At 61.3% G+C, this 19,936-nt stretch carries 20 protein-coding genes; 5 read left to right on the top strand and 15 right to left on the bottom strand.

The features are described 5' to 3' along the window. The 10 genes from AC0L2D_RS28760 to AC0L2D_RS28805 all read right to left on the bottom strand — a co-directional run. A partial coding sequence (locus AC0L2D_RS28760; RefSeq protein ID WP_473543596.1) for a biotin/lipoyl-containing protein occupies window positions 1–833 on the bottom strand: 833 nt, incomplete at its 3' end. 18 nt (window positions 834–851) lie between these two features. Next, window positions 852–2,255: a pyruvate dehydrogenase complex E1 component subunit beta gene (locus AC0L2D_RS28765; RefSeq protein ID WP_013531482.1), complete on the bottom strand. Its 1,404-nt coding sequence runs from the start codon at window positions 2,253–2,255 to the stop codon at window positions 852–854. A gap of 15 nt (window positions 2,256–2,270) precedes the next feature. After that, entirely contained in the window at window positions 2,271–3,308 is a 1,038-nt protein-coding gene (gene pdhA, locus AC0L2D_RS28770) for a pyruvate dehydrogenase (acetyl-transferring) E1 component subunit alpha (protein WP_013531481.1), read from the bottom strand. Between the two features lie 194 nt (window positions 3,309–3,502). Further along, window positions 3,503–3,826 carry an FtsB family cell division protein gene (locus tag AC0L2D_RS28775; RefSeq protein ID WP_473543598.1) on the bottom strand — a complete coding sequence of 108 codons (324 nt, stop codon included), beginning with the start codon at window positions 3,824–3,826 and terminating at the stop codon, window positions 3,503–3,505. A gap of 276 nt (window positions 3,827–4,102) precedes the next feature. Further along, a complete protein-coding gene (gene eno, locus AC0L2D_RS28780) occupies window positions 4,103–5,377 on the bottom strand; it encodes a phosphopyruvate hydratase (RefSeq protein WP_473543600.1) in 1,275 nt (424 codons plus the stop codon). Between the two features lie 376 nt (window positions 5,378–5,753). Next, window positions 5,754–6,119, bottom strand: a complete 366-nt coding sequence (locus AC0L2D_RS28785) for a PRC-barrel domain-containing protein (protein ID WP_024505095.1) — start codon at window positions 6,117–6,119, stop codon at window positions 5,754–5,756. A gap of 86 nt (window positions 6,120–6,205) precedes the next feature. After that, entirely contained in the window at window positions 6,206–6,409 is a 204-nt protein-coding gene (locus AC0L2D_RS28790; RefSeq protein ID WP_013531476.1) for a dodecin family protein, read from the bottom strand. Between the two features lie 95 nt (window positions 6,410–6,504). Next, window positions 6,505–7,350, bottom strand: coding sequence for a 3-deoxy-8-phosphooctulonate synthase (gene kdsA, locus AC0L2D_RS28795; protein WP_013531475.1), 846 nt, complete (start codon window positions 7,348–7,350; stop codon window positions 6,505–6,507). Beyond that, entirely contained in the window at window positions 7,347–8,234 is an 888-nt protein-coding gene (locus AC0L2D_RS28800) for a VOC family protein (RefSeq protein ID WP_024505093.1), read from the bottom strand. Before AC0L2D_RS28800 ends, kdsA begins: the two co-directional genes overlap by 4 nt. A gap of 118 nt (window positions 8,235–8,352) precedes the next feature. Then, window positions 8,353–8,643: a Dabb family protein gene (locus tag AC0L2D_RS28805; protein WP_013531473.1), complete on the bottom strand. Its 291-nt coding sequence runs from the start codon at window positions 8,641–8,643 to the stop codon at window positions 8,353–8,355. A 572-nt stretch (window positions 8,644–9,215) separates the two neighbouring features. Here AC0L2D_RS28805 and AC0L2D_RS28810 point away from each other — a divergent pair. Together AC0L2D_RS28810 and AC0L2D_RS28815 are read left to right on the top strand one after the other, a co-directional pair. After that, a complete protein-coding gene (locus AC0L2D_RS28810) occupies window positions 9,216–10,472 on the top strand; it encodes a class I SAM-dependent methyltransferase (RefSeq protein ID WP_473543604.1) in 1,257 nt (418 codons plus the stop codon). Between the two features lie 137 nt (window positions 10,473–10,609). Then, entirely contained in the window at window positions 10,610–11,611 is a 1,002-nt protein-coding gene (locus AC0L2D_RS28815) for a glycerophosphodiester phosphodiesterase family protein (RefSeq protein WP_027163378.1), read from the top strand. Window positions 11,612–11,641: 30 nt separating this feature from the next. Here the strand turns inward: AC0L2D_RS28815 and AC0L2D_RS28820 are convergent, their stop codons facing one another. Together AC0L2D_RS28820 and AC0L2D_RS28825 are read right to left on the bottom strand one after the other, a co-directional pair. Continuing rightward, complete coding sequence (locus AC0L2D_RS28820; protein ID WP_473543606.1) at window positions 11,642–13,621, bottom strand: bifunctional 2',3'-cyclic-nucleotide 2'-phosphodiesterase/3'-nucleotidase; 1,980 nt, start codon at window positions 13,619–13,621, stop codon at window positions 11,642–11,644. Window positions 13,622–13,770: 149 nt separating this feature from the next. Further along, on the bottom strand, window positions 13,771–15,036 hold the full coding sequence (locus AC0L2D_RS28825; protein ID WP_473543608.1) for an NAD(P)/FAD-dependent oxidoreductase: 1,266 nt from the start codon (window positions 15,034–15,036) through the stop codon (window positions 13,771–13,773). A gap of 163 nt (window positions 15,037–15,199) precedes the next feature. On the opposite strand from AC0L2D_RS28825, the gene AC0L2D_RS28830 reads away from it, so the two are divergent. Next, complete coding sequence (locus AC0L2D_RS28830) at window positions 15,200–15,850, top strand: 5-formyltetrahydrofolate cyclo-ligase (RefSeq protein WP_084015898.1); 651 nt, start codon at window positions 15,200–15,202, stop codon at window positions 15,848–15,850. Here AC0L2D_RS28830 and AC0L2D_RS28835 read toward each other — a convergent pair. Beyond that, on the bottom strand, window positions 15,847–16,320 hold the full coding sequence (locus tag AC0L2D_RS28835; protein WP_013531467.1) for an Lrp/AsnC family transcriptional regulator: 474 nt from the start codon (window positions 16,318–16,320) through the stop codon (window positions 15,847–15,849). The two genes, AC0L2D_RS28830 and AC0L2D_RS28835, sit on opposite strands and share 4 nt — an antisense overlap. Before the next feature lie 156 nt (window positions 16,321–16,476). Here AC0L2D_RS28835 and ald point away from each other — a divergent pair, with 156 nt between their 5' ends. After that, window positions 16,477–17,592, top strand: coding sequence for an alanine dehydrogenase (gene ald, locus AC0L2D_RS28840; RefSeq protein WP_063172194.1), 1,116 nt, complete (start codon window positions 16,477–16,479; stop codon window positions 17,590–17,592). Between the two features lie 206 nt (window positions 17,593–17,798). Further along, window positions 17,799–19,106 carry an outer membrane protein gene (locus tag AC0L2D_RS28845; protein WP_063168057.1) on the top strand — a complete coding sequence of 436 codons (1,308 nt, stop codon included), beginning with the start codon at window positions 17,799–17,801 and terminating at the stop codon, window positions 19,104–19,106. Here the strand turns inward: AC0L2D_RS28845 and AC0L2D_RS28850 are convergent. Then, the gene (locus tag AC0L2D_RS28850) at window positions 19,103–19,276 is read right to left on the bottom strand and encodes a hypothetical protein (RefSeq protein ID WP_473543611.1); all 174 of its coding nucleotides are present in this window, start codon (window positions 19,274–19,276) and stop codon (window positions 19,103–19,105) included. The genes AC0L2D_RS28845 and AC0L2D_RS28850 overlap by 4 nt on opposite strands. Window positions 19,277–19,339: 63 nt before the next feature. Beyond that, on the bottom strand, window positions 19,340–19,807 hold the full coding sequence (locus AC0L2D_RS28855; protein WP_013531464.1) for a DUF1203 domain-containing protein: 468 nt from the start codon (window positions 19,805–19,807) through the stop codon (window positions 19,340–19,342). Window positions 19,808–19,936 lie beyond the last annotated feature (129 nt).

The raw sequence follows: 19,936 nt of genomic DNA on the forward strand, positions 1-19,936 counted from the left end.
CGCAGCGCCAGCAGCGCATCGAGCTCGCAGTCGAGCGTCAGGTAGAAATGCGGAATGGTGGTCTTGGCCTCGACCAGTCGGCGCGCAATGGTCTTGCGCATATTGTCATGCGGGACAAGGTCGTAGGAGCCCTGTTCGAACAGTTTCAGGACCTGATCGTCCGACATCGCCTTTACCGGCGCGGCAGGAGCAGCAGCCGGCACGCCAGCCGGAGCCTTGGCGGCAGGCGCCGTCTGGGCGCCGCCACCGGCAATGGCCGCGTCGACATCGGCCCTCACCACCCGGCCATACGGGCCGGTGCCGGTCACGGCAGACACATCGACACCGGCTTCCTTGGCTATGCGACGTGCGAGCGGCGACGCGAAGGTGCGTCCTTCCGGCGACTGGCTGATCTCCCCCCTTGTGGGAGAGATGGCCGGCAGGCCAGAGGGGGGCGTCTCGCGCTGAGAGGACGGCGGGACAGCGTCCCCCTCTGTCGACTTCGTCGACATCTCCCCCACGGGTGGGGAGATTGGCGCCTTGTCCTGCTTGGCTTCGGCTTTCGCTGGAGCAGCATCGCCCCCGCTTTTCGCGGCAGCGCCTGCATCCTCACCTTCGGCAGCGAGCACGGCGATCAGAGCGTTGACCTTGACGCCTTCGGTGCCGGCGGGAACGACGAGCTTTGCGACCGTGCCCTCATCGACAGCCTCGACTTCCATCGTCGCCTTGTCGGTCTCGATCTCGGCAATGACATCGCCCGGCGAAACCTTGTCGCCTTCCTTGACGAGCCACTTGGACAGATTGCCCTCTTCCATCGTGGGCGACAGGGCCGGCATGGTGATGTTGATTGGCATTTTGTCCTCCCGCCCGGTTCAGCGATATGTGACGGCTTTGACCGCCTCGATGACTTCGCCGACGTTCGGCAAAGCCAGTTTCTCGAGGTTGGCGGCATAGGGCATCGGCACATCCTTGCCGGCGATGGTGATGACCGGCGCGTCGAGGAAATCGAAGGCGCGCTGCGACACCTGGTTGGCGATATGGTCGCCGACCGAGTTCTGCGGATATCCCTCTTCGACAACGATCAGCCGGTTGGTCTTCTTGACCGAGGCGATGATGGTGTCGAGATCGAGCGGCCGGATCGTGCGCAAGTCGATGATCTCGGCATCGATGCCCAAGCCGCGCAGCTCGGCTTCCGCCTTGACCGCATAGGTCATGCCGATGCCGAAAGAGACGATGGTGACGTCCTTGCCGGTCTTGTGGATGCGCGCCTTGCCGATCGGCAGCACGAAATCATCCAGCTTCGGCACGTCGAAGGACTGGCCATAGAGGATCTCATTCTCGAGGAAGATGATCGGATTGGGATCGCGGATCGCCGCCTTCAGCAAGCCCTTGGCATCGGCGGCGGTGTAGGGCATCACCACTTTCAGGCCCGGAATGTGGCTATACCAGGCGGCATAGCACTGTGAGTGCTGTGCGGCGACGCGTGCGGCGGCGCCGTTCGGTCCACGGAAAACGATCGGCGCACCCATCTGGCCGCCAGACATGTAGAGCGTCTTGGCGGCGGAGTTGATGATCTGGTCGATCGCCTGCATGGCGAAGTTGAAGGTCATGAACTCGACGATCGGCTTCAGGCCGGCCATCGCCGCGCCGACGCCGACGCCGGCAAAGCCATGCTCGGTGATCGGCGTGTCGACGACGCGCCGCGGCCCGAATTCCTGCAGCAGCCCTTGCGTGATCTTGTAGGCGCCCTGGTATTCGGCGACCTCCTCGCCCATGACGAAGACATCGCCGTCGCGGCGCATTTCCTCGGCCATCGCATCGCGCAGCGCTTCGCGCACCGTGGTCGAGACCATCTCCGTGCCGGCCGGAATGTCCGGATCGGCGGCGATTTCCGTCTTCGGTGCAGCAGCCACCGGCGCGGCAGCCGGTTTTGCGGCCTCCGCCTTGTCCTCCGCCGCGGCTGGAGCCTCTGCCTTTGCCGGTGCTTCCGCCTTGGCGGGAGCCGAGGACTTGCCGATATCGCCGGCACTTTCGCCGTCCTGCAGCAAAACGGCAATCGGTGTGTTGACCTTGACGCCTTCGGTGCCGGCGGCGATCAGGATCTTGCCAAGCGTGCCTTCGTCGACGGCCTCGACTTCCATCGTCGCCTTGTCGGTTTCGATCTCGGCGATGACGTCGCCGGCGACGACCTTGTCGCCCTCATTCTTCAACCACTTGGAAAGATTGCCCTCTTCCATGGTCGGCGAGAGAGCGGGCATGAGAATTTCGATCGGCATGTCCTTGCCCTCCCGTTACAATACGATATCGGTCCAGAGCTCGGACGGATCCGGCTCTGCATCGTTCTGGGCAAATTCGGCGGCGTCAGCGACGATGTCGCGGACCTCCTTGTCGATGGTCTTAAGCTCGTCCTCGGTTGCCCACTTCTTCTCGATGAGCCGCGCCTTGACCTGTTCGATCGGGTCATGGTCGGAGCGCATCTTCTGCACTTCTTCCTTCGAGCGGTATTTCGCCGGATCGGACATCGAGTGCCCCCGGTAGCGGTAGGTCTGCATTTCGAGAATGATCGGCCCGTTGCCGGCGCGGCACCATTCGGTCGCCTGGTCGCCGGCGGCCTTGACAGCGCGCACGTCCATGCCGTCGACCTGGATGCCGGGAATCTTGAACGAAGCGCCACGGTGCGAAAAATTGGTTTCCGCCGAAGAGCGCGACACCGAGGTGCCCATGGCATACCGGTTGTTCTCGATGATGTAGATCACCGGCAGCTTCCACAGCGAGGCCATGTTGAAGCTTTCATAGACCTGGCCCTGGTTGGCCGCACCGTCGCCGAAATAGGTCAGCGAGACATTGTTGTTGTCGCGGTAGCGGTTGGCGAAGGCCAAGCCCGTGCCGAGCGACACCTGCGCGCCGACGATGCCGTGGCCGCCATAAAAGTGCTTTTCCTTGGAGAACATGTGCATGGAGCCACCCTTGCCCCGTGACAGGCCGCCGCGACGCCCGGTCAGCTCGGCCATGACGCCGCGCGGCGACAGCTCCATCGCCAGCATGTGGCCGTGGTCGCGATAGGCGGTGATCATCTGATCGCCGTCGATCAGCGCCATCTTCATGCCGGTGACGACCGCTTCCTGGCCGATATAGAGGTGGCAGAAGCCGCCGATGAAACCCATGCCGTAGAGCTGGCCGGCCTTTTCCTCGAAACGACGGATGAGCAGCATGTGCCGGTAAGCGGCAAGCTCTTCGTCCTTGGTGAATTCGACAGGTTTGGGGGCCGAAAGCCCCGATTTGCCGTCGGATTTGGATTTGGCAGGCGCTTTTCTGGCGGCGGTGGCCATGCATCACTCCCTGTTGGCGTCTCTTCGTGGACATTAGAGCAGGATGAAATCTGCTCTGGGGAGATCAGCTCCTCCCCACCGATTTTAGGGAGGCTAACACGCGTCAAAGCGTTGCGCCATGCCGAATTTGCATAGCTGGCATGCGCCTAAGCGATTAAAATCATTGAAAATATTGGTGATTAACTTGAAATCAGTTATTTCGCCGAGGTCGGCAACATAATGGTGATTTCGTCAGCTTGGGACAGATTGAGCGCCTTGCGCGCCTGCTCATCGAGCATGTCCTTCTCGAGCGTGCCTTCATGCATCAGCCGAACGCGGCGCTCGAGCTCCATGCGGCGCGCCTTGATCGCATCGAGCTGGCTTTGCAGCGCAACCGTCTGGGCTTCCAGCTGATATTTCGAGTAGATACCGAATTCGCCGTGATAGGCATGAAAGCCGAAATAGGCCAGGAACGCCACGCAAAGCGAGGGAATGATCAGCCGGCCGGTGTTTCTCTGCTTGTGCTGACGCGTCCACATCGCCCGATTCCTCTAGAGCATGATGCCGAAAAGTGTGAAGCGGTTTTCGGACGACATCATGCTCTATCTCTTTGATTTAGAGTCGGATTCAGATTTCAGGTCGAACAGACCTGAGATCATCCGGCTCTAGCCCGCGAACTCAGGCGGCTCACGATCTTTCTCGCCCGATTGTGCTTAACGGACGGTTACGGGTGACCTGTTTGGCGGCGCCGAAACGAAAAAGGGCGGGAATGCTCCCGCCCTTTTGTCCGGTATCGATGAGCCGGTGTTTCCGGATCAGCCCTTGACCACCGACTTGCCGGCGTAGCTTGCCTGCTTGCCGAGCTCTTCCTCGATGCGGATCAGCTGATTGTACTTGGCCATGCGGTCCGAGCGCGACAGCGAGCCGGTCTTGATCTGTCCGCAATTGGTGGCGACGGCGAGATCGGCAATGGTCGAATCCTCGGTTTCGCCCGAGCGGTGCGACATCACGGCGGTGTAGCCGGCCTTGTGCGCGGTCTCGACGGCGTCGAGCGTTTCCGTAAGCGAGCCGATCTGGTTGACCTTAACCAGGATCGAGTTGGCAACCCCCATGCGGATGCCGTCGCGCAGCCGCGCCGTGTTGGTGACGAACAAATCGTCGCCAACCAGCTGCGTCTTCTTGCCGATCAGGTCGGTCAGGTACTTCCAGCCTTCCCAATCGTCCTCGGCAAGACCGTCCTCGATCGAGATGATCGGATAGTCGGCGGCAAGCTTGGCCAGGTATTTGGCCTGGGCCTTGGGATCGCGCGTCTTTTTCTCGCCTTCATAGACGTAGTTGCCGTCCTTGAAGAACTCGGTCGCGGCGCAATCGAGGCCGAGCGCGATCTCGTCGCCCGGCTTGAAGCCGGCCTGTTCGATCGATTCCATGATGAAATCGAGCGCCACCGGAGCGCTTTTCAGGTTCGGGGCAAAGCCGCCCTCGTCGCCGACATTGGTGTTGTGGCCGGCATCCTTCAGTTTCTTGCGCAGCGTATGGAAGATTTCCGAACCCCAGCGGACACCTTCGCGCAGCGTCGGCGCGCCGATCGGCAGGATCATGAATTCCTGGAAATCGATCGGGTTGTCGGCATGCGCGCCGCCATTGATGATGTTCATCATCGGCACCGGCAGGAGATGCGCCCTGGTGCCTCCGACATAACGGTAGAGCGGTAGGCCGGCGGCATCAGCGGCCGCCTTGGCCACCGCCAGCGAAACGCCGAGAATGGCGTTGGCGCCAAGCCGGCTCTTGTTGGGCGTGCCGTCGAGCTCGATCATGGTCTGGTCGATATGAATCTGGTTTTCGGCTTCCATGCCGCCGATGGCCTCGAACAGCTCGCCGTTCACCGCCTCGACGGCTTTGAGCACGCCTTTGCCGAGATAGCGGGCGCCGCCGTCGCGCAGTTCGACGGCCTCGTGGGCACCGGTCGAAGCACCCGACGGCACCGCCGCGCGGCCCATCGAGCCGTCTTCGAGAATGACATCGACCTCGACGGTCGGATTTCCACGGCTGTCCAGGATTTCACGCCCGACAATGTCGACGATGGCGGTCATTTGCGATGTCCTCGATTGATCTGAAGAATGCCGCACGTCTTAGCCAAAGTGCTGCAAAAGGCAATCGGCCCGCTGGCAATTATTGCCGCGGCATCGGCCTCCGAACGATTCACGAAGCGCAAATCGCCGTCATCATAAGTCATGTACGGTCGGCTGACTTCCGGTTAAGGTGCAGCGCGCGGGGCGAAACAGGAGGAGTTTCGCCATGTCTCAGTTGAGCGGTATCGTGAGTCTGTTTCTGATCGCGGCGGCATTCCTGACGTCATGCGACAATCAGCAGTCGCCGCCGAAGGCGATGGCCCCCTTACACGTCAGCGAATAAGCCGGAATCCAAAGCGGCCCCGTCTCTCTCGACGGGGCCGCTTTGTCGTTGTTGTTAATGCCAGTAAGGCGTGACCTTGTAATAATTGTAGGATTCGTCGCGCGCCGCCTCGCCATCGGCACCGGTCAGTTCGTTGATCGAATAGGCCGGTGCCGCCATGAGTTGTTCCTTGGAAAACGGTACGACATAACCGCCCTTGTCCTCATCATAGTCGAGGCTTGCCCACGGAATGGCGTGATATTTCTCGCCGATACCAAGGAAGCCGCCAAAACCGATGACCGCGAACATGATCCCGTTCGTCATCTTGTCGAGCATCACATCCTCTATGCTGCCGATGCTTGTGCCTTCGGTGTTGTAGACCGATGTGCCGATGACCCGCGAAGCGGCGATGGCTTGGGTGTGGCCAGTCTGGGTTGCCATGATTGTGCTCCTCATTGTGGTTTCGAACCATAATTGGACAATGAGGGGCGCGGGCGAAGGTTCCCGACTTTTTCGGCGTCGACCGATCACTCCGCGAGGATGAAGGTAACCTTCATGTTGACGCGATAAGCAACAATCTTGCCGTCCTGGACGACGATCTTCTGGTCCTGGATCCAGGCGCCCTCGACGTTCTTCAGCGTTTTGGATGCGCGCGCAATTCCCTGTTCGATGGCGTCCTGAAAGCTCTTCTTCGACGACGATGTGATTTCGGTGACGCGGGCGACAGACATGGCTTCCTCCTGCCAAAACGCTCATTTGCCGGTCGAGCGTACAGGCGGCTTGCGCCGTCCACAAGCATCGGCGGTCGACAGAGGATATGTCCGGCCTAGAGACCCTTGGCGATGCGGTCGAATGCCATCAGCCGCTCGAGTAGGGCGGGCATGTCCTTCAACGGCAGCATGTTGGGGCCGTCGGAAGAGGTCGAGTTGTCAGGATCCTGATGGGTCTCGATGAAGACGCCGGCAACGCCGACAGCGACGGCCGCGCGCGCCAGCGTCTCGACAAAACGACGTTCACCGCCCGAGGAACCGCCCTGCCCGCCCGGCTGCTGCACCGAATGGGTCGCATCGAAGATCACCGGCGCGCCGATCTCTGCCATGACAGGCAAAGCGCGCATGTCGGAGACCAGCGTGTTGTAGCCGAAAGAAGCACCGCGCTCGGTGGTCAGCACATTGGCATTGCCGGATCCGGTGATCTTGGCGACGACGTTCTTCATGTCCCAGGGGGCAAGGAACTGTCCCTTCTTCACGTTGATGACCTTGCCGGTTTTCGCCGCGGCGACCAGCATGTCGGTCTGGCGCGACAGGAAAGCCGGAATCTGCAGGACATCGACATGCGGCGCCACGATGGCGCACTGCTCCTCGGTGTGGACATCGGTCAGCACCGGGAGCGAAAATTCCTTGCGCAGTTCGTCGAAGACGGGAAGTGCCGCGTCCATGCCGGCGCCGCGCGTCGCCGACAGCGAGGTGCGGTTGGCCTTGTCGTAGCTGGTCTTGTAGACGAGGCCTATTCCGAGCCTGCCGGTCAGTTCCTTCAGCGCGCCGGCCATGTCGAAAGCGTGCTGACGCGACTCGAACTGGCACGGGCCGGCGATCAGCGACAGAGCCGCCTTGTTGTCGAAGACGACATTGCCGACAATTACCGCTGAATTGGGCGCGACGGGCTTGTTCATTTGGTCTCCCGGAAGATGAAAGCCGCGCCCTGTCCGGGTGCAGGCTGCACGACAATATCATTGCCCGCTATATCGTGTTGGATGGAATTGGCCGCAAGCAGCCTCGATGTCACATCGGCGTTCCGAACCGAAAAGACCACCGCTGCGAAGCGTAGATCTGTCGGCGCGCCGGCCGGCAGGCCAAAGCGCGCGGTGAAAGCCGCGCGGTCAAGCACGCTCAAATCTGCATTCGGCAGGGAAAACATGCCGCCCTGCCTTTCGGCGGCCGGATTGTCCACCGTGACAGAAATCAACTCATGCTGCTTTCCAGGCGCATCGCTGACCGCCAAGATCTCGACAATTCCGGTCGCGCCGTTGGCGTGGGCCTGCAAAGCCGCGCGGTCGACATCAGGCGCGTTGACCCGCTCGCAGGCAAACAGGAAGGCGTCCGTGGCTTCGGCTCCGGCCGCGAAAGCGAGCTTGAACGATGCGATGTCACTCTTGCCGGCCGGGTCGGTGAAAGCGCGCGAAAAACCCAGCATGTCTCCAGCCGAGATGCCGGCATCGACATAGCGTGCATGGTCGGCATCGGCATTGCCCGTACCTAGGACAATGGCGGAAAACCCCTCGTCGCCGTTGCTGTCGCGATAGGCGCGATCACGCGTGACGAAGACATTGCCGTCCGCGATAGCCTTTGCCGCCACCTGCTCGTCGCCGACCGCCAGCGGTTCGAGATACGTGCCGTCGGCCAGGAAAACACAGCAGTTTTCCGTTCCGAAGGGATGGATGCCGGTCGGGGCCACGACGAAGCCAAGCGCGGCGAGCCGGGCTCGCGCCACCTCAAGGCTCTGCGTTGGCAGCACCAGGTGATCGAGCGGATGAGTGCCAGTGATGGTTCGGGTCATGCAGCCGCGATGTGCATCATTCCGCAAATCGGTTCAAGACTTGATCGCAATCCCGGCCATTTCGCCCCCGCCAGTTCACCGGACGTCGAAAAAGGCACCAGTTGGGACAAAGCCTCGATCAGCTTCCGGCAACGACATCGGCGGAATAGCGCAGTTCGCGCATCGGTTTGACCTTGCTGGTGGTCTGCGCATAGAGCGGGTGCGCCTTGTAGGCGGCCAGCGCGGCGTCATCGGCGAACTCCGCATAGACGACCACGTCGACCTCGTCCGACAGCGGATCCACCTTGGTGTTGAGCGTGACCTCGAACAGGCTGGAATGAGGAATGTTGCCGAGCGCCAGCAAGCCGGTGCGCACAGCCTCGACATCCTCTTTTCGCCGCGCGCTGAAGAAAACGATATGCCGGATCAACCCCGCCTCCTCGATCAAAATGCTGGGGTCTTTTGTGACGGCAGGACGTTGGCGTCAATCGACTAGGATGTCGCGGCTGCCGCCACTGGAGTTAAGCTCTGCCGGTAACATATCGCACAACATGGCTAAGCTCTCTCACTGTTGTGTCGAGATAGCGGCCCTGATTGTACATGCCATCCCAGATCAGGAAAAACGCGATGGCGGCAATGACGATTACATAACGCATGGCTAGATCTATCGCACGAGCAATTCTGCGACCATAGGCGTTTTTTGCGCGCTCGGCCTTTGCTGTGCAAAAAAGCGGATTCTCGCTGGCGCAAGCATTCCGCGTGGCACAGCCCCGCTTGCGGCCTGCCTCTTGAAGTTTCGCCGCATGACGTGGAAGATCGCCGCAGGGATTCACTGGGAAGCGCTAAAGCTCTGGTAAAAGAGCGCGTGTTTCATTCGAGCCCGCCCGTCACTGAGCCGGTCAGCGCCCGGGACCGGCAACGGCGTTCGAAGCTGGCGAATGATCCAAGAGAACCGTGGCTCGGCAATCTGCCCCGACACCGCGGAAATCCAGGGGGCACGAGATGGCACAAAAGGAACTTTTTGGCGCAGCATTGAGCGACGCGGTCAGGCTCGATGAGTTCAATTTCGCCGAGATTGTCAAAGGTCTGCCGGCGAAAGCGCGCATGGTGCTGTCGGCGGCGATGAACCTGCCGCGCGGTTCGCTCAAGGTGAGGCTGCCGGACGGCCGCGCCGTCCTCGTCGGCGGCAAGGGACCTGGCCCAGATGCCGAACTGGTGCTGAAGAATTGGCGCTTGCCCGGCCGCGCCTTTTCCGGCGGCACGATCGGCGTAGCCGAATCCTACATGGACGGCGATTGGGAAAGCCCTGATGTGACCAGCTTCCTGGAGCTGTTCGTGGTCAATTCGGTCATTGGCGAGCGTATCGCGGGCGGCACCAGTTGGCTGATCAACACCGTCCAGCGCATCCGCCACTGGTTCAACGAGAACACCCGCACCGGTTCGAAGCGCAATATCTCGGCGCATTACGACCTCGGCAACGCCTTTTACAAGCAATGGCTCGATCCGAGCATGACCTATTCGTCGGCGCTCTACACGACCGGAGCCAACGACCTGGAAAGCGCCCAGGCCGCCAAATATCGCGCGCTGGCGAAAGACACAGGGATCGGCCCGAAGGACCATGTGCTGGAAATCGGCTGCGGCTGGGGCGGCTTCGCCGAATTCGCCGCACGCGAGATCGGCTGCCGCGTCACCGGGCTGACGATCAGCCGCGAGCAGCACGATTTTGCAACGGCTCGCATCGCCAAGGCTGGCCTTGCCGACAAGGTCGACATCAAGCTGCAGGACTATCGCGATGAAACCGGCACCTATGACCGCATCGCCTCGATCGAGATGTTCGAGGCGGTCGGCGAGAAATACTGGCCGGTGTTTTTCGGCAAGATGAAGGCTTGCCTGAGACCCGGCGGCACCGCCGGCCTGCAGATCATCACCATCAACGAAGCCGCCTACGACACATATCGCGCAAGGCCGGATTTCATCCAGCGCTATGTTTTCCCGGGTGGCATGCTGCCGACACCGTCGATCCTGAAGACACTGGGCAAGGATCATGGCCTTGCCCATCTGCGCGAGCGCGTGTTTCCGGATGACTATGCGCGCACGCTTGCCGAATGGCGCCACCGGTTCTGGGCGTCATGGGAGAAGATCGTCCCGCTCGGCTTCGACGACCGCTTCAAGAAGCTCTGGGAGTTCTACCTGCACTATTGCGAGGCCGGATTCCGCGCCAGCTACATCGACGTGCGCCAGGTGGTCTACAAGGCGTAAGTCGACGCGTTCTTCGATTTCATTGCCGCCGACCAGGCGATATCGAGGATGATCTCGATATCGCCGCCCGGTCGCCGTCAAAAAGTCCGATCGCAAAGCAGGATGCCGCGCAGGACGGACGAATCGGAAATCACTTGATGCGCAAACGGACGATCTTCTTCGGCATCATTGTTGTCGCCGCGGCGGGCATCTGGCTCAACAACACCTCGCTGTTGTCGAGCCGCCCCGCCGGCAAGCCGGAAGTGCTTGCCCATCGCGGCCTTGCCCAGGACTACGCACGGGAAGGCATGACGGGTGAGACGTGCACGGCCAGTCGCATGTTGCCGCCGCGCCATGCCTACCTCGAAAACACGATCCCCTCGATGGAAGCAGCCTTCGCGCTGGACGCTGACGCGCTCGAACTGGATGTTCACCCGACGACAGACGGCAATTTCGCCGTCTTCCACGACTGGACGCTGGATTGCCGCACGGAAGGCAAGGGAGAAACACGCAACCATTCCATGGCCGAGTTGAAGACCCTCGATGTCGGCTATGGCTATACGGCGGATGGCGGCAAGACCTTTCCGTTTCGCGGCAAGGGTATCGGCATGATGCCGTCGCTGGATGAGGTTTTGGCGCACTTCCCGGCCCGCCGCTTCAACATCAACGTCAAGAGCAACGATCCGGGCGAAGGCGAAAAGCTGGCCGCACGGCTTGCCATGCTATCGCCGAACGAGCGCTTCTATCTCTCGGTCTATGGCGGCGACAAGCCGATTGCCGCAGTCAAGGCAGCACTGCCGGACATGCATACGCTGAGCCGCGCGTCGCTGACGCAATGCATTCTGCGCTATGCCGCGCTTGGCTGGAGCGGCTATGTTCCAGATGCCTGCCGAAAAGGTACCTTGCTCATTCCCGTCAACATCGCGAAATGGATGTGGGGTTGGCCGAACCGGTTTCTCGATCGCATGCAAGGCGTCGACAGCCGCGTCTATCTGCTCGGCCCGTACACCGGCGGCGACTTTTCGCAAGGGCTGGACGATCCCGAACTGATCAAGCAACTGCCGAACGGTTATTCCGGCGGCATTTCCACCGATGCGCTGGATCTCGTCATGCCTGACATCAAGGAACGTTTCACCCAGCCGGCTCAATCCACGCCATAAGGCCGGACTTGAGCCGACCCAAACCACCCTTCAAAGCAGGATGCGGTATCTCGCGAAACCTGCCTCGCCCTCGCCTGCCGGCTCGATCTTCAGCGATTTCACCTGCGCAATGAAATCCTTGGCCTTGGCGCCGGTTTCGAACACGGCGCTGGTTCCAGGCAGCGGCGCGAACGACCAGTTGTCGTCCGCGGAGGGGTTGATTGTACCTTCGCTGACGATGTAGCGAACGATGACGTCGCGATTGGTGTCCGGCGCTTCGTAAATGATCTTCGAGGCGTTGATGTCGGGGAAATTGCCGCCGCCGCCGGCGCGGTAGTTGTTGGTCGCGACGACGAATTTCTGTTTGGGGTCAATCGGTTTTCCATCGAAACTCAGGTCGACGATGCGATTGACGCCAGCGTTAGCCAGCCCGCCCTTGGCATCGTATTTCGGCGGCTGCGACAGGTCTATTTTATAAGTGACGCCGTCGATGACATCGAAATTGTAGGACGGAAAATCGGTGTTGATGAGGGCCTGGTCGGCCTTTCCCGGCTCGATCCGGTTGAAGATCCCGGCCGACATTTCCAGCCATTCCTTGACCTGCGCACCGGTGATTTCGACCGCACGCACGGTGTTGGGATAGAGATAGAGGTCGGCGACGTTCTTGATGGCGATATCGCCGGCGGGCACGTCGGTATAGTAGTCGGCGCCGTTGCGCCCGCCGGCCTTGAACGGAGCGGCCGCCGACAGCAGCGGCACATCCTTCCATTGCGTGTTCTTCAGAATATCCCTGAGGTACCAGGTCTGCGCCTGGCTGACGACCTGCACCGACGGATCGTCGGCGACCAGCGCGAAATAGGAATAGAGCGGCGCGGAGGTCTTGCCAACGGGGCGGCGCACATAGGCCAGTGTTGCCTGGTGGTCCTGCTCAAGGGCTGCGATGATGCGCTTGTCGTCCGGGACAGTCGGTTTGTTCTTGTTGTCGACGCGTTCGAAGATCGGCCGCGCCTCGGAGGTGGCGGAAACGACCTTCCATTTCGACCCGTCACGCTCCAGCATCAGGTCGATCAGCCCCATATGCGAGCCCCAGAAACCGCCCATGACGGCGGGTTTGCCCTGCAGCGTGCCCTTTTGCGTGTCGACACCATCGAGCGACTGGAAATCCTTCTTGCCGGGAAACACCAGATGCTGGTGCCCGGTGAACACCGCATCGATGCCGTCGACGCCGGCGACGAAGAACGAGGCGTTCTCCATCATGTCGCCCTGCTTCACGTCGATGCCGGAATGCGACAGCGCAATGACGATGTCGGCGCCCGCCTCCTTCATCTGCGGCACCCAGGCCTTGGCCGCCTCGACGATGTCGCGCGTCTTGACGTTGCCTTCGAGGTTCTTGAGATCCCAGACCATGATCTGCGGCGGCACGAAGCCGATGATGCCGATCCTGATCGGCTGCTCGGCGCCCGAACCGTCCTTGATCTTCTTGTCGAGGATGACATAGGGCTTGAGATAGAGCTTGTCGTCGCGCGGGTTCGCGGCAAGCTCGGTGCCGCGGATCAGATTGGCGCAGACGAAGGGAAAATTGGCGCCGGCCAGCACCTTGTCCAGGAACGACAGGCCATAGTTGAACTCGTGGTTGCCCAGCGTCGAGCACTCGTAGCCGAGCAGGTTCATACCCTTCATGATCGGATGCAGGTCGCCGTCCTTCAGACCTTTTTCATAGGCGATGTAGTCGCCCATCGGGTTGCCCTGCAGCAGGTCGCCATTGTCGATCAGCATCGAATTCACGGCTTCCTTGCGCACGGCGTCGATCAGGGAGGCCGTGCGCGACAAGCCCAGCGTGTCGTTCGCTTTGTCGGCGTAATAATCGTAAGGCAGCACGTTCACATGGATGTCGGTGGTCTCCATGATCCGGAGATGCGCCTGGTTGGCCTGTGCGCGAGCGGAGAAGGGATGAAGCACGATCAGCGCCCCTGTAGCTGCGGTGCCAGCGAGGAAATCGCGGCGGGAGACGGGATGGAGCAGTTGCGACATGTTTTCTCCTCATCGACAACGTGACACGCCCTGCCCCGAAGCGAACTTCGCGCCGAAATCGGCTCAAGTCCATTCAAGAAGTTGCGTGCATCGGAAGGTCAGTCGACCAGCAACAGATGACGTGCGGATGAACGGTGCCGGTGAAGAAATCAGCCCTTGTCGTCGTCGCCCTGGGTGATCAGCCGCGCGCTGCGTTGCCCCGTCGCGTAGATCCATAGCCAGCTCAGCGAAACAGCAAGCCGGTTGCGAAAGCCGATCAGGAAATAGATGTGGGCCACTCCCCACAGCCACCAGGCGAGCCAGCCGGTGAGCTTGATCCAGCCGAAATCGATGGCGGCGGCGCGTTTGCCGATCGTCGCCAGATCGCCGGCATGCCTGTAGTGGAAAGGACGCGCGGTCGTGTCGCCGCCGAGCCTGGCCTTGATGGTAGCCGCAACATGTCGGCCCTCCTGCTTGGCGGAAGGCGCCACGCCGGGAACCGGCCGCCCGTCTGGCCGCAGCACATGAGCGGCGTCGCCGATGACGAAGATCTCCGGGCTGCCACGCACACTTAGATCGGGCTCGACCAGCGCCCTGCCCGCGCGGTCCGCCTTCGCTCCCAGCCATTCAGCGGCTGGCGAAGCGGCAACGCCGGCTGCCCACAGGATCGTTCGGGCGGCCAGTTGCTTATCGCCAAACACGACACCTTCTGCGTCGCAGCGCGTGACGGCCCGCCCGAGCTCGACCGTCACGCCGAGCCGCTCGAGCGCTTTGTTGGCGTAGTCGGAAAGTTTCGGTGCGAAATTGGCCAGAATGCGGTCGCCGGCCTCGATCAGCACCACGCGCGTCTGCCGCGTGTCGATGTTGCGGAACTCGCCGCGCAACGTGTCATGCGCCAGCTCGACGATGGTGCCGGCAAGCTCGACCCCGGTCGGCCCGCCACCGACGATCGCAATTGTCAGCAGCGCCTGGCGCTTGGCGGGATCAGCCTCCCGCTCGGCCTGTTCGAAGGCCAGGAGAATTCGCCGCCGAATGGTGGTGGCGTCCTCCAGCGTCTTCAGGCCAGGCGCGAACGGCTCCCATTCGTCATGGCCGAAATAGGCGTGGCGGGCACCGGTGGCGAGCAGCAGCGTGTCGTAGGCGACCGCGCTGCCGTCGTCGAGCAGCACGCGCTTGCCGGCGCGGTCGACACCGGTGACATTGGCGAGCAGCGTCGTCACATCCTTGCGCTTGCGCAGGAGGTGGCGGATCGGCCAGGCAACCTCGGAGGTGGCCAGCGCCGTCGTCGCCACCTGGTAGAGCAGCGGCTGGAAGAGGTGATGGTTGCGCTTGTCGATCATGGTGATGCGCACGGGAGCGCCGGCAAGCGCACGGGTGAACTCAAGACCGCCGAAACCCGCGCCGACAACGACGACATGATGCCTGGCTTCGTTCATTCCGTTCACCTTGATAGCAAGATTGCCTGTCCTGCATGTAGGTATTTTTGTGCAATGCAACAACAGATGGCCAGTGCCCGAGACTCGTCGTTGCATGTCGTGAATGCACATGTTGTATCGTATCGCGAGGTATAGCGTCATCGAACACGCGATGAGGTGAGGCATGGCCAACGATCGTGACGACGATGCTCCGGCGCAGTATTCTTCGCCGCCCTGTTTCATGCACGAACTCGATACGGAATTCCGTGCGCCTTCGAGCGACTGGACCGATGTGAGACGCTGGCGCAAGGCTGAGCGCGAACGCCTGATCGCCGCGCGTCTTGCTGTTTCGGCCGACGCGCGAACGGTAATGTCGCAACGCATCGCCGATGGCCTCGACGCGGTAATCGGCGAGATCGCCGGCCGCATGGTCAGTCTCTACTGGCCGTTTCGCGGCGAGCCGGATTTGCGGCCTTGGATGGCGTCCATAAACGAACGCGGCGGCCGCACCGCCCTGCCCATCGTCATCGAGAAGGGGCAGCCGCTGATCTTCCGCGCCTACAAAGCAGGCGACCGGCTGGAGAAAGGTGTCTGGAACATCCCGATCCCGGCCGAGGGCGATCCGGTGCTGCCGGACATCGTCATCTCGCCGATCGTCGGCATCGATCCCCTGAACTACCGCCTGGGTTATGGCGGCGGTTTCTTCGACCGTACGCTGGCAGCGATGCCGTTCAAGCCACTGGTCATCGGCGTCGGCTACGAGCTGCAGCGCATCGCGACCATCTACCCGCAGCCGCACGACATTCCGATGGATCGGGTGGTAACGGAGGCCTAGGCCATTTCCGGCTTCATGCCCATGGCGGTCCTGTCGACGATTTCGCGTAGCGCAAAGGACGAATTGATCTTGGTCACATGCGGCATCGCCGACAGCCATTCCTTGTGGATGCGCTCATAGTCGACGAGATCCTTCGCCGCGATCCGCAAGATGTAGTCGTATTCGCCCGACATCAGGTGACAGGACAGCACGTTCGGGCAGCGCTTGATCGCCGCCTCGAAATCCGACAGCGTCTTCTCGAACTGCCCCGACAGCGATATGTGCACGATCGCCGTCATCTGGTGGCCAAGTGCCGCATTGGAAAGCCGGGCGTGGTAGCCGCGAATGGTTCCGGATTTCTCCAGATTGTCGAGCCGGCGCGAACAGGCCGACTGCGACAGGCCGACCTTCTCGGCCAGCGCCGCATTGGGTATCCTGCCATCCTTCTGCAAAGCTTCGAGAATGGCGATATCGATCCTGTCGAGCGGCATTATTCGTGAATCCTGCGAATATCTTGCTGTTTCGCGCAACGATTATCGAAACCGGCCGGTGGGCGCAAGCGCATTCGCAAACACCTGCGCAACGATTCGTGGTTCACTCCAGCCATACAGGGAACGAGCCCAAAAGGGCCGGATCAGGAGAAGAAAATGCGCGTCGGCTGCCCCAAGGAAATCAAGAACCACGAATACCGCGTCGGCCTCACCCCCGGCTCGGTCCGCGAATATGTCGCCCATGGCCACGAAGTGCTGGTCGAGACCGGGGCCGGTGCGGGCATCGGCGCCGATGACAACGCCTATCGCGCCGCCGGCGCCACGATTGCCAAGACGGCCGCCGAGGTGTTCGCCAGGTCGGACATGATCGTCAAGGTCAAGGAGCCCCAGCCCAGCGAATGGGCGCAGCTTCGCGAAGGCCAGATCCTGTATACCTACCTCCACCTTGCTCCGGATCCGGAGCAGACCAAGGGCCTGCTTGCGTCCGGCGTTACGGCAATCGCCTACGAGACCGTGACCGACGACCGTGGCGGCCTGCCGCTGCTGGCGCCGATGTCGGAAGTTGCCGGACGCCTGTCGATCCAGGCCGGCGCCACGGCGCTGCAGAAGGCCAATGGCGGCCGCGGCGTGCTGCTCGGCGGCGTGCCCGGCGTGCTGCCCGGCAAGGTCACCGTTCTCGGCGGTGGCGTCGTCGGCCTGCACGCGGCCAGGATGGCGGCGGGCCTTGGCGCCGACGTCACCATCATCGACCGCTCGATCCCGCGCCTGCGCCAGCTCGACGATCTCTTCGCCGGCCGCGTCCACACTCGTTACTCGACTGTCGAGGCGCTGGAAGAAGAGTGTTTTTCAGCCGACATCGTCGTCGGCGCGGTGCTGATCCCGGGTGCCGCGGCGCCAAAACTGGTTTCGCGCGAAATGCTGTCGGGCATGAAGAAAGGCTCGGTGCTGGTCGATGTCGCCATCGACCAGGGCGGCTGCTTCGAGACCTCGCACGCCACCACTCATGCCGACCCGACCTATGAGGTCGACGGCGTCATCCACTATTGCGTCGCCAACATGCCGGGTGCCGTGCCGGTCACGTCGGCTCACGCGCTCAACAACGCGACGCTTCACTACGGCCTGCAGCTCGCCGACAAGGGCCTCAAGGCGCTGGTCGACGATCATCACCTGCGCAACGGCCTCAATGTCCATAAGGGCAAGATCACCAACCGCGCAGTCGCCGAGGCGCTCGGCTACGAACTGGTCGAGCCGAAAGCGGTACTCGCCGCCTGATTTTCGCGAAAAACAGCTCCTTTCAATCCAGCCCGCCGGTTCCATGCCGGCGGGTTTTTTCTTGCGAGCCTGTTTTTCAGGCAAAGCATGGCGCCGAAAGATGTGACGCAACGGCACTTTGCTCATCATTGTTGCATATTTGTCATTCCCGTGCCGGCCGGTTCCCTGCTAGAGACATTCTGGGTTTACTCATGGGGTACGGGCATATGTTCATTCGCACATCCGCGAAATCTTTTCTTCTTGGTGCTGTTTCTGCTGTGGCTTTGATATCTGCTGCTCACGCAGCAGACGTCGTGCAGCCGGTAGAAGAAGCTGCCGGCTTTAACTGGAGCGGTCTATACGTTGGTTTTGGCGTCGGCGCCGGTGCCAACGTACACAAGCTCAGCAGCGATTTTATTCCAGTCTCGCTGAACGGCATTGGTGGCGAAGGCGTCTACGGTGAGCTGACGGTTGGCTATGACTATATGGTCGCGCCGCGGTTCCTCATCGGAGGTCTGCTGGACGCTCACGTCGGCAACATCGGGACCACGCTGGACATTACGGGATTCGACGCTTCGATCAAGGAAACCTACGGTTTCGACGCTGGCCTGCGTCTCGGCTACCTCTTGACGCCAAACACTCTGGGATACGTGCTGGGTGGCTATTCCTGGCAGAAGTACAAGCTCGATACGAACGCTGGCTTCGACTTTGATTGGGATCAGAGCGGGTATTTTGTCGGAGGTGGCATCGAAACGGCCATCAACAGCAATTGGACGATCAAGACTGAGTATCGCTATACGGGCTTCGGGACCAAGGACGATCTTCTTTCCGAGGCTGGCATCGTCGGGGTTCCGGACGGTCTCCTGAATCTTGACACCTCGCGCCATACTTTCCAGATCGCAGCCAATTACCGTTTCGGTGCCCAGAACGGCGGCGGTGCTGCCTTCGAGACACCAGCCTACAACTGGACCGGCTTCTATATCGGCGGCGCTGGTGGTGCCGGTGCGTCCGTGCACCAGATCAACGTTCCGCCGCTCGGCGACCTGGAATTCAATGGTCTCGGTGGCGAAGGTGCCTTTGGTGAACTGAACGTCGGCTACGATCATGACTTCGGCAGCTGGGTCGCAGGCGTCATGGTCGATGCACGCTACTCCGGCATGACTTCCAAGCTGGATCTCGGCGGCGGATCGATCAACGTCGATACCGACTATGGGTTCGATGTGTTGGGCCGCGTTGGCATGAAGATGAACGAATCGACCCTTGCCTATGCGCTTGCCGGCTATAGCTGGCAGCATTTCGACCTGAACGCTTCCGACCCGATCGGCGACATCCTCGACTGGGGCTCCAGCGGCTTCTCGGTCGGTGGCGGACTGGAAACGGCTCTGTCCAGCAATGTCACCGTTGGCCTCGAATATCGCTATTCGCAGTTCGCCAAGAAGGACTTTTCTTCGGAATTCGGCGCACCTGACGACACCCTTACCTCGACTTCCTCTTTCCACACCGTGCGCCTCGGCGCGAAGTACAAGTTCAACTAAAAGGCCCTCCAGCCAAACAGTTGCAGCCCGTCGGCCATGCCGGCGGGCTTTTTCTTGCGTGGAATACGTCTGCTCCAAACGCAGGCAACAAAAAAGCGGAGCCAAAGCCCCGCTTCCTCGATGTCGAGATTTGCCGCCGGTTCATCCGCGGTCGGCAAATCGATCGACAATGGCTTTCTATCGCGACTATGCGACGGGAGTACGACAGCTGTGTCCAGCGGCTAATCTCAGCCTCAAGCGCGCTCGATGCGGCACTGGTAGCAATTGTTGCGCGCCGAGCGGACATGGACGTAGGCGATCTCGTCGCGTTCCAACAAGGTCTTGGCCCGCCCGGTGATGTCTCCGGTCGGGACCACGCCGCCGCTGCCATAGACGATACGATCATCCCTGCCATAGCCGCGCACGATGTAGTCGGGGCTGTCGAGAATCTCGGGCAGCGCCTCGCCCTCGGCAGCGCCGTCGCATTCCTCGGCATGCAGGAAGATCGGCCCGGTTTCGGCATAGGGCTGAAGTTGCGGGAATGGCCTGTATGCCAGAACAAGATAGGCATCGCCGGCTCCTATGTTCTTCAAACAATGCCGGCAAGGCATGCCGTCACCATCTGAGACCTTTCGCTCGGGCGTTTGGCCATAGGCATCGACGCCACCACGCTGCAGCGTCCTGACAGCTTCGGTCGGCAAAGCTTTGAACTGGATGGTCATGGAAAAATCTCCGGTGTCGTGATTGGAAATTATGTCCTTGAACCCTCGCCGCCCACCCGATTCCTGCCAAATGTCGAAAAGCCGATCGCCCCTCGGCGATCGGCTCTCATCAGATTCCTGTCAAAGGCG

The sequence above is a fragment of the Mesorhizobium sp. WSM4833 genome (assembly GCF_055811095.1).

Excerpts from the sequence above, each read along its gene's own strand:
- AC0L2D_RS28820 (WP_473543606.1), bottom strand. The coding sequence starts at position 13,621 with ATGTCGCAACTGCTCCATCCCGTCTCCCGCCGCGATTTCCTCGCTGGC.
- AC0L2D_RS28790 (WP_013531476.1), bottom strand. The coding sequence starts at position 6,409 with ATGTCTGTCGCCCGCGTCACCGAAATCACATCGTCGTCGAAGAAGAGC.
- AC0L2D_RS28775 (WP_473543598.1), bottom strand. The coding sequence starts at position 3,826 with ATGTGGACGCGTCAGCACAAGCAGAGAAACACCGGCCGGCTGATCATT.
- AC0L2D_RS28825 (WP_473543608.1), bottom strand. The coding sequence starts at position 15,036 with ATGAACGAAGCCAGGCATCATGTCGTCGTTGTCGGCGCGGGTTTCGGC.
- AC0L2D_RS28800 (WP_024505093.1), bottom strand. The coding sequence starts at position 8,234 with ATGACCCGAACCATCACTGGCACTCATCCGCTCGATCACCTGGTGCTG.
- pdhA (WP_013531481.1), bottom strand. The coding sequence starts at position 3,308 with ATGGCCACCGCCGCCAGAAAAGCGCCTGCCAAATCCAAATCCGACGGC.
- AC0L2D_RS28785 (WP_024505095.1), bottom strand. The coding sequence starts at position 6,119 with ATGGCAACCCAGACTGGCCACACCCAAGCCATCGCCGCTTCGCGGGTC.
- AC0L2D_RS28765 (WP_013531482.1), bottom strand. The coding sequence starts at position 2,255 with ATGCCGATCGAAATTCTCATGCCCGCTCTCTCGCCGACCATGGAAGAG.
- AC0L2D_RS28845 (WP_063168057.1), top strand. The coding sequence starts at position 17,799 with ATGTTCATTCGCACATCCGCGAAATCTTTTCTTCTTGGTGCTGTTTCT.
- AC0L2D_RS28855 (WP_013531464.1), bottom strand. The coding sequence starts at position 19,807 with ATGACCATCCAGTTCAAAGCTTTGCCGACCGAAGCTGTCAGGACGCTG.
- AC0L2D_RS28835 (WP_013531467.1), bottom strand. The coding sequence starts at position 16,320 with ATGCCGCTCGACAGGATCGATATCGCCATTCTCGAAGCTTTGCAGAAG.
- AC0L2D_RS28810 (WP_473543604.1), top strand. The coding sequence starts at position 9,216 with ATGGCACAAAAGGAACTTTTTGGCGCAGCATTGAGCGACGCGGTCAGG.
- eno (WP_473543600.1), bottom strand. The coding sequence starts at position 5,377 with ATGACCGCCATCGTCGACATTGTCGGGCGTGAAATCCTGGACAGCCGT.
- AC0L2D_RS28815 (WP_027163378.1), top strand. The coding sequence starts at position 10,610 with ATGCGCAAACGGACGATCTTCTTCGGCATCATTGTTGTCGCCGCGGCG.
- kdsA (WP_013531475.1), bottom strand. The coding sequence starts at position 7,350 with ATGAACAAGCCCGTCGCGCCCAATTCAGCGGTAATTGTCGGCAATGTC.
- AC0L2D_RS28830 (WP_084015898.1), top strand. The coding sequence starts at position 15,200 with ATGGCCAACGATCGTGACGACGATGCTCCGGCGCAGTATTCTTCGCCG.
- ald (WP_063172194.1), top strand. The coding sequence starts at position 16,477 with ATGCGCGTCGGCTGCCCCAAGGAAATCAAGAACCACGAATACCGCGTC.